Below are 14,495 nucleotides of genomic sequence, written 5' to 3' on the forward strand. Positions count from 1 at the left end.
TCACGCCTTCGCCGCCTGCAATCACGGACTGCACTGTCGGCGCGGAAATCGTTTCTCCGTCAATGGTGATGGATATCTCTTTTCCTACATATTTTTTTGTCGCTTCCCCAAACGCCTGTGCACCTTCGTCGTTTAACTTGAAAGCCACGGCATAAGCATTTGGATTGCTTGAATCCTGCGTTACCTGTGCACGCTCGATCTGTTCGCCCTGCAAGATCGTATTCCCATCCGGATCGACAAATGCAAGCTTAGCGGGCGTACCAATGAATTTCGATACTTCATCCGGATCCTTCACCTCACTGCTCTCATTGATCGGTATCTCTACCCTGATCTTATCCGAGCCCTGTTTTGTGATGGTCGCCTCCGTATATCCCTTTGCGTCGAGACGCTGCCGCAAGACAAGCATTGCCCCGTCCATCTTCTGATCAAAATTTTCTATTGATGTGTCATCCGCCTGGTAAACGACGTATACGCCACCGGTCAAATCAAGTCCCTGCTGAATACCGCTTAAGGGCTTGATATCATAAATACCGGCAGAAAAACCGTTTACGAGAAAGATACACAGCAAAGCAATTAAAACAAATGTAACAATAATGCCGATTACGCTTCGCTTCCTCATTTGTTGTTCCTCCCAATTCTATTATTTCCATTCACACCCGAAAGCCTGTTCGTGCGCCAATGATGAAAAACGGAACTGCCTGTGCCGGAACGTTTGCACAACGCAATTCCATAAGAAAACTCACTCATATATTATATAGCCGCCGCACGCAATAGTCAATTGAAAATCAAGTACGCTACAAATCGAACAAACTAAGCTGGTTTGTTTCTGTGAGGCCGGTAAGGGTACCCATTTTTTGCATTTCTTCGATCACCGATGCCGATACCTTTGCCCGCTTTCGTAAATCTTCAATGGAAAGAAAATCCGCCTTTTCCCGTTCCTCGGCAATGGCAGCCGCAACACTGATGCCCAGCTTGGGCACAGAAAGGAAGGGCAGCCTAATGCCGTCCTTCTCGATCCGGAACTTATCGATATCCGATTTTTTAAGATCGACCGGCAAAAAGTGGATGCCGCGCAAATACATCTCACACGCCACCTCGAGCATCGTCGCCATGTTTTTTTCATTTGCAGTTGCGCTTTTTCCCTTGTTTTCAAGCATCTGCCAGTTTTTCTTGATATCATCTACCCCGCCCGTCACATAGGACGCGTCAAATTCGCCCGCGCGCACGGTAAAATACGACGCATAAAACGCCTCGGGATGATGCACTTTGCAGTACGCGATGCGGTAGGCCATGATGACGTATGCCGCAGCGTGCGCCTTAGGGAACATATATTTGATCTTTTTACACGACTGCACAAACCATTCCGCAATATGCGCATCGTCAAGCGCCTTTTGCATATCCTCCGTAAAGCCGTTTTTAGCGATCTTTCCCTTTCTGGTCGCCTCCATAATAAAGAAGGCCGTGCGCTTCTCTACGCCCTTGTCCACCAAATAGTTCATAATATCATCACGGGTACAGATCGCCTCACGCAAAGTACAAGTCCCCGCCTTGATCAAATCCTGCGCATTTCCGATCCACACATCCGTACCGTGGGAAAGTCCGCTGATGCGGATGATCTCCGCCATACTGGTCGGCTTGGTATCCATCAACATCTGACGCACAAACTTTGTGCCAAACTCCGGTATGCCTAGCGTGCCCGTCTGTATGCCGAGCAGGTCGGCAGGCTTTAGCTTGAGCGGCTTTAAACCCGAAAACAGATCCATCGTCGGCTTGTCGTCAAGTGGTATGGTCAGCGGATCGATGCCTGTCATATCCTGCAGCAGCCTTATGATAGTCGGAACGTCGTGCCCCAGAATATCGAGTTTGATCAGGATATCGTGCATAGAGTTGAAGTCAAAGTGCGTCGTTACCCATTCAGCGTCTGCCGAATCCGCCGGACGCTGGACAGGCGTAAATTCGTATATCTCCCTGTCGGACGGCACGATAACGATCCCGCCCGGGTGCTGTCCCGTGGTTTTCTTGACGCCCGAAACGCCCTGTACCAGACGGTTGATCTCCGCTTCATTTGCGTAGGTTCCCGTTTGCTCAAGGAATTTTTTTACATAACCATATGCGATCTTGTCCTTTACCGCACTGATCGTCCCCGCGCGGTACACATGCCCTTCTCCAAACAATACTTCCGTGTATTTGTGCGCGACGGGCTGATATTCACCTGAGAAGTTGAGGTCGATATCTGGCACCTTGTCCGCGTCGATGCCCAGAAATACTTCAAACGGGATATCATATCCATCTTTTAAATACGCAGTCCCACATTGAGGACAATCCTTGTCCGGCAAATCAACGCCCACCGCATAGCTTTCTTTGTCGATATCAAAATCAGAATGCTTGCAGTTCGGGCATACATAATGCGGCGGCAGCGGGTTAACCTCTGTGATTCCCGTCATCGTCGCCGCAAGGCTGGAACCGACAGACCCCCGCGAACCGACCAGATACCCGTCCTCGTTTGATTTTTTAACCAATCGGTGCGCGCTGTAATAGAGCACGGAAAAGCCGTGACCCACAATCGAGTCAAGCTCGCGCTTCAGCCTTGCTTCAATGAGCTCAGGCAACGGATCGCCGTATTTCTCCTTCGCCGTCCGAAAAGCAAGCTCCGTGATCTTGTCGGCAGCGCCCTCGATCACTGGCATTGCCGTGTCCGACTGAAAGAGCTCGATCTCCTCCGTCATATCCGCTACTTTATTTGAGTTGGTCACAACCACTTCGTATGCAGTCTGCTCCCCTAAATATGCGAATTCTTTTAGCATTTCGTCTGTCGTACGCAAATAAAGCGGTGCCTGCTCCGTATCGTCATACCCCTGCACCTGAAAAATGATGCGCCTGAAATATTCGTCCTGCGGATCGAGGAAGTGTACGTCACAGGTCGCTACTACAGGCTTTGAAAGCTTCTTCCCAAGCTCCACGATCCTGCGATTGCATGTTTTGATATCTTCATCGCTTGCTAGAATCCCCTGCTTTACCATAAACGCATTGTTTCCAACCGGCTGGATTTCCAGATAGTCGTAAAAACCTGCAATTTCTTCCAGTTTCTTTTCCGATGCGCCCATCAATAGCGCCTGATAAAGCTCTCCTGCTTCACAAGCGGAACCGATGATAAGCCCTTCGCGGTGTTCCTCGATCAGGCTCTTAGGCATGCGCGGCTTGCGGTAAAAGTGATCCAGATGCGCATGAGAAATCAACTTATACAGGTTTCGCAGCCCCCGTTTGTTTTTACACAGAATGATGGTATGATACGCTTTCGCATTTTTCCCACCGGCATGCCCTGCGAACAAGCTGTTCACACCCTGCATATCTTGTGCATCGTTTTTACGGAATTCTTCAAAGCAGCGCAGCATTACTTCCGCTGTGCAGACCGCGTCATTCACCGCTCTGTGGTGCTCAAGCGGGATGCGCAAATACGCCGCCACCGTATTCAGTTTATGGTTTTTAAGTTTGGGGAAAGCAAGGCGGCACAGCGCAAGCGAATCCACGACCTTATTGCGATAAGATATCCCAAACTCCTTGGATTTATGGAAAATGAATTTTGTATCAAAATCCGAATTATGCGCCACAAGTACCGCGTCTTCGCCGCAGAACTCTTTGAATGCACGCAGCGCTTCCTCCGGAAGCGGTGCGTCCTTCACCATATCGTCTGTGATGCCCGTAAGCGAAACGATCTTGGGCGGGATCGGTTTCGACGGCTTTACAAAGCTCTGGAATCGATCTGTGACTTCGCCGTTTTTCACGCGCACCGCACCAATTTCCGTAATATCGCAATTGATGTGCGAAAGCCCTGTCGTTTCAATATCAAAAACAACGTATTCTTCATCAAAGCTTTTCGACCTGCCGGAATCATAGACTCTTTTTGAGTCGTCAATCATATATGCTTCCACGCCATAAATAACACGGATGCCGTTTTGCTTCGCGGCGTTTGCCGCATCAGGGAACGCCTGTACAACACCGTGGTCTGTAATTGCAATCGCCTTGTGCCCCCACTGCGCCGCACGTTTGATGATCTTTTTTACATCCGACACGCCGTCCTGCGCAGACATCTGGGTATGCGTATGCAGCTCCACGCGCTTTTCCTCTGCGGTATCTTCCCTGTCTTTATGGCTCGAACGCTCGATCTTCTGTGCCTTGATCGTCTTTTCATGCTCGTAGGGATCGTCCGTACACATCCCCGACACCACGATCCACTGCCCCACCTTGGGCGCAACCAGTTTTGTCTTATATTTGCTGCTTTCCAGAAAAAAACAAGTGATGCTCGCGCTGTAGTCGCACACTACAAACTTGTGCTTGACCAGCTCTCCATCTTTTAATTCCCTGTCTTCCGTAAAAACGACTTCCCCTTCGATCGTACATTTTTCATCCGCCCGAAGATTACATATCTGTGCAGCGAACACCGGTGCTGCCTCACGCTGCATACGCGGCGCTGCTGTCGGCCTTTCCTCCCACGGCGGCGTGTCCTCTGCCATAATCGCTTTTCGCTCTGCCCGCTGCTGTTTTTTGGGCGCTTCTTCCTTCTTGTTTTCTTCCGCCAGAAGCTTGCCTATTTCTTCACCCGGCTCATATTCCCCTGCCGCATCATCCGAGATACCGGTACGCACCATTGCTTGTATGCCATACGCATCTCGCAGGTATGCCTCAATTTTCTCTTTGATTCCCATGGACGCAAAAATGCCTTCACTCATATCGCTGTCAAAATCGATATGCAGAAGGCTGTCCGTAAGGCTGATCTTAGCGCAGCGGATAAAGGGGATCAGCGTAGGCTGCGTCAACGCTATAAAATCTTTGATATATTTTTCAAGGGTTGTGTTGTCGTCACACAATCCCTGCCTGAAATCTGATTGATCAAGCAGGATGCACAGCCCGGCGCCGCACGACTGCGCGAGTGCATTCCTCAATTTCAAAAAATGAACCGGTTCAAGATGTGCCGACGTTTTAAAATAAACATCCAACATTGCCTGTTCTTCACAATACTCCACACGGTCAAAGCGGATCGCATCTGCAAAGCGTGCATCATGATTTATTTTGTCAAGGATTTGTGCAAGATCTTTGATCTGCGCGTTCAATTGTTTTGCTCCCTTTCTTCCGCTAATTCCAATATCATACGCCGCAACTCGGGCAAGATGTCGAATTCGTCTACCTTGCGCAGTACCTCTCCGTGCGCGAACAGCAACCCCTCGCCGTTTCCGCCCGCGATACCGAGATCCGCTTCACGCGCCTCTCCCGGGCCGTTCACCGCACATCCCATAACGGCTATCTTCATTGGAACCTTGATGTCTTTCGTAAATTTCTCGATGCTTGTCGCAATTCTTTCGATATCGATCGTGCATCTGCCGCACGTGGGGCAGGAAATGATCTCTACCGTATCCTTCAATAGTCCGCAGCTTTTGAGAATATCACGCGCCGCATGCACCTCCTGCACCGGGTCGCCGGTGATAGATACACGAATCGTATCGCCGATCCCGTCTATCAGTAAGGAGCCAAGCCCTACCGCCGATTTTACAACTGCGCTGTTATATGTACCCGCTTCCGTTACGCCCAAATGCAGCGGATACGGCACAAGCTTCGAAATCCCACGGTATGCTTTTACACACACGGGGGCATTCGACGATTTTATTGATACGACAATGTTGTCAAACTTTGCTTTTTCCAAGGTACGGATGTTGGAAAGCGCACTCTCTACGAGCGCTTCGGGCGTTGGTCCGCCGAATTTGCTCAAAATCTCCTTGGAGAGCGACCCTGCATTTGCGCCCACACGGATGGGTATCCCTGCCGCTCTCGCAGCGTCGACTACCCGCATTACCTTCTGCTCGTTGCCTATATTGCCCGGATTGATGCGTATTTTATCCACACCGTTTTCAATGGCAGCCACCGCAATATTTGCATCAAAATGAACATCCGCCACAAATGGGATGTGTATTTGTTCCTTGATTTTAGGGATACACTGTGCGCATTCCTCATCATAGATCGCACTTCTGACGATCTCGCATCCTGCCTGCTCCAGCGCCAGTATCTGCTGTACCGTTTCCCGCACCTTTTTGGTATCGGTATTTGTCATGGACTGGATCGCCACTTTGTTTCCGCCGCCGATATTCACAGCTCCGATTTTAACCGCTTTGGTTCTCATACCACCCATCCTCACGTAACCAATCTGGAAACATCCTGGAACACCAGAAAAATCGCCAGTCCAAATACCAAAACCATGCCGATCAGGTTTAATATTCCTTCTACCTTTATTGGCGCAGGCTTCTTGCGTATGCCCTCCACCGCGTATAATACGATCTTGCCGCCGTCGAGCGCCGGGATAGGCAATAGATTGATGATCGCCAAATTCACGCTCAGAAGCGCAGACAGCGTCAATATGCTCACCAGCCCGTACGGAATCACCTGTCCGACGATCTGTACCACTCCAACGATCCCCGCCATATTTTCAAGCCCCTGTCCCATAAAGAACAGCTGCCCAAGCGCGGTAAACATTTGTCCCATCATCAGGAAAAGCCACTGAAAGCTCATGCCGACCGCCTCAAAGAAATTATATTTTACAGGCTCTGCCTGCACGTTCATCCCAATCAGCTTACTGCCGTCTTCACTTGTCCCTGAGAACGGAACTTCAAGTTTGATCTCCTGCCCGTCCCGCACCAACACAACGCTGCGCGTATCTCCGCTGTCTGCGCTGATGGCTTCGTTCCAGCTTGCATTGTCGTGTATTTCAATGCCGTTCATGCTCCTCACGACGTCGCCCGGCAATATCCCGCTCGTCTCCGCGGGCGAGCTTTGCTCCGTGCCCTGAACCTGTACCGTGAACTGCGGGTTGGGGTTGATCTGGAAATCGCCCGCCGTCATCAGTATGACAGTAGACAAAATGATCGCCACCAAAATATTCATTGCCGGACCGGCAATGATCGTCAAAAATCGGCTTTTCAGCGAAGCCGCACGAAAATCCCCCGGCTCCGGGTCTTTTTCCTCATCATCGGCAAATTTATTGAACCCGCCAACAAAGAACGGACGGATCGAGAACTCTGTCCCGTTCCTGTACCACTTGATCAACTTTGGGCCAAAGCCGATCGCAAACTCAGTCACTTTGATCCCGTTTTTCTTCGCCACGATGTAGTGCCCAAACTCGTGCGCTACCACAAGCCCCGTCAACACCAGCAACGTAACGATAATACTAAGAACTATCTGCAATTATTTTCCTCCAAAACCGTATATCATTACAGCATGCTTGCTACATGCTTCCTGATCTCGGTGTCCATCGACAATATCTCCTCGATGCTCTGCGGATTTCTGCCGCAGAACGTTTGCATACTGTCTTCTATGATTTCCGGTATCCTGCCGAAGCATATCCAATCATTCAGATACAGATCGACTGCCGCCTCGTTGGCCGTATTGAATACCGCTGTCGTTTTTGTTTCCATTGCGTCATACGCAAGCCGCAAACAAGGGAATCGCTCCATATCCGGTTCAATAAAATCAAGTCTGCTGATTTCATAAAAATCAAGCGCCTTTGTCAGACGGCTTTCCTTCATCTGCGGATAGAGCAGCGCCTTTTGTATCGGCATTCGCATATCCACCGGCCCCAACTGTGCCAGCAGCGAGCAATCATCGAATTCAACCATTGAGTGCACCATGCTTTGCGGATGCACCAAAACCTTGATATCCTGTGGTTCCATGTGATACATATAGTGTGCCTCGATCACTTCCAGCCCTTTATTCGCAAGGGAGGCCGAATCTATGGTGATCTTCTGTCCCATATCCCATCGCGGGTGCTTCAGCGCGCTTTCTTTCGGCGCATTATATATTTTTTCTTTTTCCCAGTTGAGAAACGGGCCGCCCGAAGCTGTGACCCACAACCTGCGTACTTTTTGTACATCGTACTTCTGCCCAAGGCACTGAAATAAGGCAGAATGCTCGCTGTCCACAGGCAACACCAGCGTTCCTGTCTCGTCGATCATGCTTTTCGTGACCTCGCCGCCGCACACCAGTGATTCTTTGTTCGCAAGCGCCACTGTCGTATGGTTTTTCAGGCATTCCTCAAACGCCGGCAGCCCCGCGATCCCCAGAACAGAAAGCGCCACCAAGTCAGGATCTCCTGCATTGCATGCCAGCTTCAATGCATCCTTGCCGCTGATGACCTTTGCATCGTATATAAGCGCAGACTTCAGTTTGGATACGTCACCGCCGCCTGTCAGCACGACATACTCCGGCCTCGCCAGATTCGCAAGCTCTGCCAGGTCTTCCGCGTGCGTATGCGCGGACATACATACTATCTCTATTTCTTCGGGATATGCAAGCGCCACATCCAGCGTCTGCCGTCCAACCGATCCCGTTGCTCCCAATATCGCAATTTTTTTCAAATATATTTCTCCTGTTAAATGACTGACATAATGGAGAGCAGATATACCACAGGGATGCAGAACATGATGCTATCCACTCTATCCACAACACCGCCGTGCCCCGGCAGCAGCTTTCCAAAGTCTTTGATCGTAAACGCGCGTTTCAAAAACGACGCCGAGAGATCGCCTATTTGAGCAATTACCGCTAATATTGCACCTGCGACAATATAGCTTACAAGCGGAGCCATCTCCACATGACTACCGTCCACATACACCCACTGGCTGAACACCAGCCAGATCAGAAACGCAGCCACTACGCCGCCTGCAAGTCCCGCAACGCACCCTGCAACCGTCTTCTTCGGGCTGATCGAGGGACACAGCTTGCGCTTGCCAAAGGCCATGCCAAAGAAGTACGCAAACGTGTCTGTAAACATCGCCGGCAAAAACACCATCAAAAGCAGAACCAATGTTCTGAAATATGCTCCATGAGCAGGTACGCTCAGAATCAGCATATAGAACAAGACAAAGAACAACTGCGGATATACAAGCGTCAGGATCGTGTTGCTTATACTCTGTGCCGTATGCTTCTCCGAGAACATCGAAGCGGCAAAGGTCAGCATCACCATAATGACAAACAATACGACCACATCCCGCGACATATCGTACGCGACAGCCCATCCCCAATAATAGTAGAGCACAAACCGCGCTGCAAAGTCCACCGCCAGCAGTCCCGCAAACAAATAGCTCACCCATTTTACAACAGGTTTTCCATTGCCATCCATTGCGCGCACAACCTCAAACTGGCTCATGCACGCGAGAATAACCGCGAAAATCGCCAGCACCCAGCTCTGTACAAACAGCGCCAGTGCCACAATAATAATGATCGGTATCGCGACCAGTATCCTTTTTAACATACCCTATCCCTTCAGTCCGCCGTATCTTCTCTGCCGACCCTGGTATTCGATCAGCGCTTTCTCATACTCTGCTTCGTCAAAATCAGGCCAGTATACAGGCGTAAAATAGAACTCCGCATACGCCAGCTGATACAAGAGGTAATTTGAAAGGCGTTCCTCCCCGCTGGTACGGATCATCAAATCCGGATCCGGCTGGCCTGCCGTCTCCAGATGATCGGAGATCGTCTGCGTATCGATATCCTCGACCGCAACGCAGCCATCTTTTGCCTCCTGCGCGATCTTTCTGACCGCCTCGGCGATCTCGGTACGCGAGCCGTAATTAAGCGCTATATTGAGCGTCATTCCCGTGTTGTTTTTCGTCTTTACTTTGGCGTTTTCAAGCACCGCGATTACTTCTTTCGGAAGCTTTGTAATATCCCCTATGGTATTGAATATTACATTCCTTTCGTGCATCTCGTCAAGCTCTTTCTGTAAATATTCTATTAACAATCCCATCAGCGCCCCGACCTCTTCTTTGGGACGTTTCCAGTTCTCTGTCGAAAACGCATACAGGGTCAAATACCGGATACCGATATCGCTGCTCATACGGATGATGGTCTTTACCTTGCTCATCCCCGCACGATGTCCTGCAACGCGCGGCAGCATACGCTTTTTCGCCCATCTGCCGTTGCCGTCCATAATGATGGCGACGTGTGCAGGCAAGTTCTCCATATCCAGATGGATCAGCTCCGCTTTTCTCTTCTTTGAAAAAAGGCCCAATTTCTTCTCTCCTCCACGTGCTGTAAAAAATGAAATCCCAAAGCCGGTCATCCTTGGGATCTCTCATCAATTTCTGTTTTAAATTCACCGACAACGAGCTCATATACGCCATCCGTCTCCCGCACACGTATCACGCGGGCACAGTCGGCATCCTCATACGGCTTATAAGACCGGTAACAGACAACCTTATAAGGAATCGCTTCCTTTTCCAGCATCTTAGAAACTTGATCAAGAGGCATCCCCAAAAGCTGCATCATATTTCAAGGATTTCCTGTTCCTTTGCCTGCAGTATTTCATCCACTTTCTTGATCTTTTTATCTGTTAAGTCCTGCACGTCTTTTTCCAGCATTTCCAAATCGTCCTCAGACAATTCACTTGCCTTCTTTTCCTTTTTCAGCAGTTCATTCGCGTCTCTGCGGATAGCGCGGATCGCAATTTTAGACTCCTCTGCCTTCTTCTTCGCAAGCTTCACCAGTTCCTGACGCTTTTCACCGGTCACCTCCGGGAATGCAAGGCGGATCAACTTACCGTCGTTTGCCGGATTGATACCAAGATCGGAAGTCTGTATCGCCTTTTCCACCTCATGCAGGATGTTCGTATCCCAAAGCGAAATCACGAGCAGCCGCGGCTCGGGCGCGGAAATGTTGCCCACCTGGCTGATGGGCGTGGGCGTACCGTAATAATCTACCATAATACCGTCAAGAAGCTGCGCATTCGCCCTCCCCGCACGGATACTTACCAACTCTTTGCGCAGAACGTTTAATGTTTTCTCCATCTTTTCGTCTGCTGTTTTCAGTGCCTCATGTTCCATTTGCATATCAAAACCCATTCCTTTCATCGTTTTCAGATTGCACAAAATGGTCTTCATTTTCTACATTATATTGTATCGTAAAAAGCCATAAAACACAATGCCCATTCGCCTGATTCTTAATTGATCGTCGTGCCGATCTTCTCACCACTGACCACACGCTGGATACTGTCTTTCTCGTTTACGCCAAAAACGATGATCGGGATATGATTATCCATACAAAGCGTGATCGCCGTATTATCCATCACACAAAGCCCTTTATTGATCACATCCATATAAGAAATATACTCAAAACGCTGCGCATTCGGATTCGTTTTCGGATCGCTATCATAGACCGCATCCACATTTTTTGCCAGCATAATAAGGTCTACTTCCATTTCAGCCGCGCGCAATGCCGCTGCCGTATCGGTAGAGAAGTAAGGATTTCCTGTGCCGCACGCAAAGATGACGACCCTGCCCTTTTCTAAGTGCTTCATCGCCTTCCTGCGGATATAAGGCTCTGCGATCTGGCGCATTTCAATTGCGGTCTGTACGCGCGTCTGCAAACCCTTTTCTTCGAGGGCATCCTGCAGGGCAAGCGCATTGATGACCGTTGCGAGCATTCCCATATAATCTGCGGTCGTCCGATCCATGTGCGCGCCCACTCGCGCGCCGCGCCAGATGTTGCCGCCGCCAACGATGATCCCGACTTCTACTCCCTGCTGCGCGATTTCAATGATCTGATCCGCCACATTTCCAACAATTTCAAAGTCAAGCGGATGGTTTTTCTCAGAACAAAGCGCTTCTCCGCTGATTTTCATGATCACTCTCTTATATTTGGGTTCCATCATAGTATGCCCTCCTTACATTTTGCTAAAAAAAAGAGAACACAAATGTGTTCTCTCATTTAAAGTCTTAAAGACCAGCTTGTTCCATAACTTCCTTTTGGAAATCATCTTCTCTTTTTTCGAGGCCTTCGCCCATTTCATATCTTGCAAAACGACGGATAGAAATTTTCTCGCCAATCGTTGCGACCTGTTCATTTAAAAGATCCTGGATCGTTTTATCCGGGTCTTTTACAAACGGCTGATCGAGCAGGCAAATCTCTTTCTTATATTTCTTGATTCTGCCTTCTACCATTTTCTCAACAACGTTTGCAGGTTTTCCTTCATTGAGAGCCTGCGCCGTCAAGATTTCCTTTTCCTTTTCCAGAACAGCCGGATCAACTTCTTCTTCCGAAACATACAGCGGATTTGCCGCCGCAATGTGCATTGCGATATCTTTCACAAGCGCCTGGAAACCATCTGTCTTACCAACGAAATCCGTCTCGCAGTTTACTTCGACAAGCACGCCGATCTTACCGCCCATATGGATATAAGAGCCGACAACGCCCTCCGCAGCAATCCTGCCTGCTTTTTTCACAGCGGCAGCGAGACCTTTCTCCCGCAGGATTTCACTTGCCTTTTCTAGATCGCCATTCGCCTCCGAAAGCGCATTTTTACAGTCCATCATACCTGCGCCCGATCTTTCGCGCAGTGTCTTTACATCACTTGCTGAAACCATGGATATTCCCTCCAAATATTATAAAACGATTATTTTTCTTCCTCAACTGCTGCAGCTTCCACCGTTTCCGCTACTACTTCTTCTGCCGGCGCTTCAACAATTGTTTCCACTACTACTTCTTCGGGAAGAATTTCTTTTGCAATTTCTTCCGCGATCTCTTCGGCAGCAGCAACTTCAATTTCTTCTTCCGTCGCAACAGCAACCGCTTCTTCTGCCGCTTCTTCCATCTGCTCGCCCTGCTTGCCTTCCAACACAGCATCCGCCATCTTGGAAGCGATCAGCTTGACCGCACGGATCGCGTCGTCATTGCCCGGGATTGGGTAATCCACTTCGTCAGGATCGCAGTTTGTATCGACGATCGCAACAACCGGGATACCAAGGTTTCTAGCTTCTGCGATAGCGATTCTTTCTTTTCTCGGGTCAACGATGAAAAGCGCGCCCGGCAGATCCTTCATCTCACGGATACCACCAAGGTTTTTCATCAATTTTTCTTTCTCGTGCATGAGCTGGATGACTTCCTTTTTAGGCAGAAGCTCCATGTCTCCGTTTGTTTCCATATCTTCGATCTTATTGAGCCTTCCAACACGGCTTCTCATTGTCTTGAAGTTCGTGAGCATGCCGCCAAGCCATCTATTTGCAACAAAAAACTGGCCGCAACGTTTTGCTTCGGCTTCAATCGAATCCTGCGCCTGCTTTTTGGTACCAACAAAAAGAATGGATTTATTATCCATCGCAATGTCGCGCACAAAATAATAAGCTTTTTCTACTTCTTTGACTGTTTTTTGAAGATCGATGATATAGATACCGTTTCTTTCCGTAAAGATGAACCGTTTCATCTTAGGGTTCCAACGGCGTGTCTGGTGTCCGAAATGCACACCTGCTTCTAAAAGTTGTTTCATTGAAATAACTGACATATTAAATAAACCTCCTCGTTTATATACCTCCCTGGGCTTTACCTCCAGCGTCACCGTTTCCGGCACGAGTGCTGAAATCCGCTCCAGGTGCGTTATCGTTTGATATTATATCACAAAGAATGCAGAGAATGCAAGAATATTATTCCTTGCTGTCTTCTTCTTCCTGTTCCTCGTCGTCTTCGTAATAAAGCTGCTGGAATATTCCCCAAAGCTCGTCTAATTCCTGCTCTGTTTCGATCGGTACATAAACCTCCGCATCGTCGACTTCTTCAATGCGCATGATCAGCACTTCGCCTACATCAAATTCTTCCATTTTCTCAACCGGCGTAAATGCAACATAAAAACTATCATCTACTTCAAACGTCAACAAATGTTCAAACTGTAATACGTTACCATCCTCGTCCTGCATTTCGATCAAATTCATTTCTTCACTCATCGTCTTATTTCCCTTTCTGATTCCTTTTCATATCGATATACTGTCCATATATCCCTGCAGGATATAAACGGCAGCAATTTTATCCACGACTTTTTTACGCTTTTTACGGCTCATATCCGCTTCGATCAGCGTGCGGTGCGCGCTTTTTGTCGTCAAGCGTTCATCCCAGTAGATCAGCGGCTTTCCACTTGCTTCTTTCAGCTTTTGCGCAAACGCCTGTACTTTTTCCGCCTGCTCACCGATCGTCCCGTTCATATTTTTAGGCAATCCGCAAACGATCGTGCCTACGTCGTTTTTTTCCATGAGCGCGATCATATAATCGATATCAGCCTGTTCTTCTGTCCTTGTATACGTTTCCTGCCCCTGTGCCGTGATCATCAGCAGATCAGAAAACGCGATCCCGATCCTTTTGTCACCTACGTCAAGACCCATGATCCTTGCCAAATCTTTTCTCCTATTCAAAAAATCACGCCCAGACACCGGAGGGCGTGATCTTCATTTTGCTATATTTGCTTGATATAAAAACTGACCAGTTCTTCCAAAAGCTCGTCTCTGTCAACGCTTGCGATCAGTGAACGTGCATTTTTATATCCTGTGATGTATGTTGGATCGCCGGAAACAATATATCCGATCAGCTGGTTTACCGGATCATATCCTTTTTCGCGCATCGCTTCGCTTACAATACGAATGATCCCGCGTACCGGGTTTTCCAATTCCTTGTCAAAATTGAAGTGCATTGTTTTATCT

At 48.8% G+C, this 14,495-nt stretch carries 14 protein-coding genes and 1 pseudogene; all 15 read right to left on the bottom strand.

Annotated elements, in window-relative coordinates; all coding sequences use genetic code 11:
- A partial coding sequence (locus VB081_RS00960; protein ID WP_331675907.1) for a preprotein translocase subunit SecD occupies positions 1–619 on the bottom strand: 619 nt, incomplete at its 3' end.
- Positions 620–794: 175 nt separating this feature from the next.
- Positions 795–5,108, bottom strand: coding sequence for a PolC-type DNA polymerase III (locus VB081_RS00965; protein WP_323399001.1), 4,314 nt, complete (start codon positions 5,106–5,108; stop codon positions 795–797).
- Entirely contained in the window at positions 5,105–6,169 is a 1,065-nt protein-coding gene (gene ispG / locus VB081_RS00970) for a flavodoxin-dependent (E)-4-hydroxy-3-methylbut-2-enyl-diphosphate synthase (protein ID WP_323399002.1), read from the bottom strand. Before ispG ends, VB081_RS00965 begins: the two co-directional genes overlap by 4 nt.
- Positions 6,170–6,180: 11 nt before the next feature.
- Positions 6,181–7,227: a M50 family metallopeptidase gene (locus tag VB081_RS00975; RefSeq protein WP_323399003.1), complete on the bottom strand. Its 1,047-nt coding sequence runs from the start codon at positions 7,225–7,227 to the stop codon at positions 6,181–6,183.
- 26 nt (positions 7,228–7,253) lie between these two features.
- Positions 7,254–8,396: a 1-deoxy-D-xylulose-5-phosphate reductoisomerase gene (dxr, locus tag VB081_RS00980; protein ID WP_323399004.1), complete on the bottom strand. Its 1,143-nt coding sequence runs from the start codon at positions 8,394–8,396 to the stop codon at positions 7,254–7,256.
- 14 nt (positions 8,397–8,410) lie between these two features.
- A complete protein-coding gene (locus VB081_RS00985) occupies positions 8,411–9,289 on the bottom strand; it encodes a phosphatidate cytidylyltransferase (RefSeq protein WP_323399005.1) in 879 nt (292 codons plus the stop codon).
- Positions 9,290–9,292: 3 nt separating this feature from the next.
- Entirely contained in the window at positions 9,293–10,048 is a 756-nt protein-coding gene (locus tag VB081_RS00990; RefSeq protein WP_323399006.1) for an isoprenyl transferase, read from the bottom strand.
- A 47-nt stretch (positions 10,049–10,095) separates the two neighbouring features.
- A complete protein-coding gene (locus VB081_RS00995) occupies positions 10,096–10,305 on the bottom strand; it encodes a hypothetical protein (RefSeq protein WP_323399007.1) in 210 nt (69 codons plus the stop codon).
- Positions 10,302–10,859, bottom strand: a complete 558-nt coding sequence (gene frr / locus VB081_RS01000) for a ribosome recycling factor (protein WP_323399012.1) — start codon at positions 10,857–10,859, stop codon at positions 10,302–10,304. The genes VB081_RS00995 and frr overlap by 4 nt, the downstream gene beginning before the upstream one ends.
- 116 nt (positions 10,860–10,975) lie before the next feature.
- Positions 10,976–11,686, bottom strand: coding sequence for a UMP kinase (gene pyrH, locus VB081_RS01005; RefSeq protein WP_323399008.1), 711 nt, complete (start codon positions 11,684–11,686; stop codon positions 10,976–10,978).
- Positions 11,687–11,750: 64 nt separating this feature from the next.
- The gene (tsf, locus tag VB081_RS01010) at positions 11,751–12,398 is read right to left on the bottom strand and encodes a translation elongation factor Ts (RefSeq protein ID WP_323399009.1); all 648 of its coding nucleotides are present in this window, start codon (positions 12,396–12,398) and stop codon (positions 11,751–11,753) included.
- Between the two features lie 158 nt (positions 12,399–12,556).
- A pseudogene (gene rpsB, locus VB081_RS01015) lies at positions 12,557–13,312 on the bottom strand (30S ribosomal protein S2); the annotation flags it as partial.
- Between the two features lie 139 nt (positions 13,313–13,451).
- A complete protein-coding gene (locus tag VB081_RS01020) occupies positions 13,452–13,748 on the bottom strand; it encodes a DUF1292 domain-containing protein (RefSeq protein ID WP_323399010.1) in 297 nt (98 codons plus the stop codon).
- Between the two features lie 27 nt (positions 13,749–13,775).
- Positions 13,776–14,180, bottom strand: a complete 405-nt coding sequence (gene ruvX / locus VB081_RS01025) for a Holliday junction resolvase RuvX (RefSeq protein WP_323399013.1) — start codon at positions 14,178–14,180, stop codon at positions 13,776–13,778.
- A gap of 71 nt (positions 14,181–14,251) precedes the next feature.
- The coding region (locus VB081_RS01030; RefSeq protein WP_323399011.1) for an IreB family regulatory phosphoprotein at positions 14,252–14,495 on the bottom strand (244 nt) is incomplete at its 5' end.

Origin of the sequence: Christensenella sp., from assembly GCF_034927525.1 — a bacterium.
In the GTDB taxonomy this organism is placed as follows: domain Bacteria; phylum Bacillota; class Clostridia; order Christensenellales; family Christensenellaceae; genus Christensenella.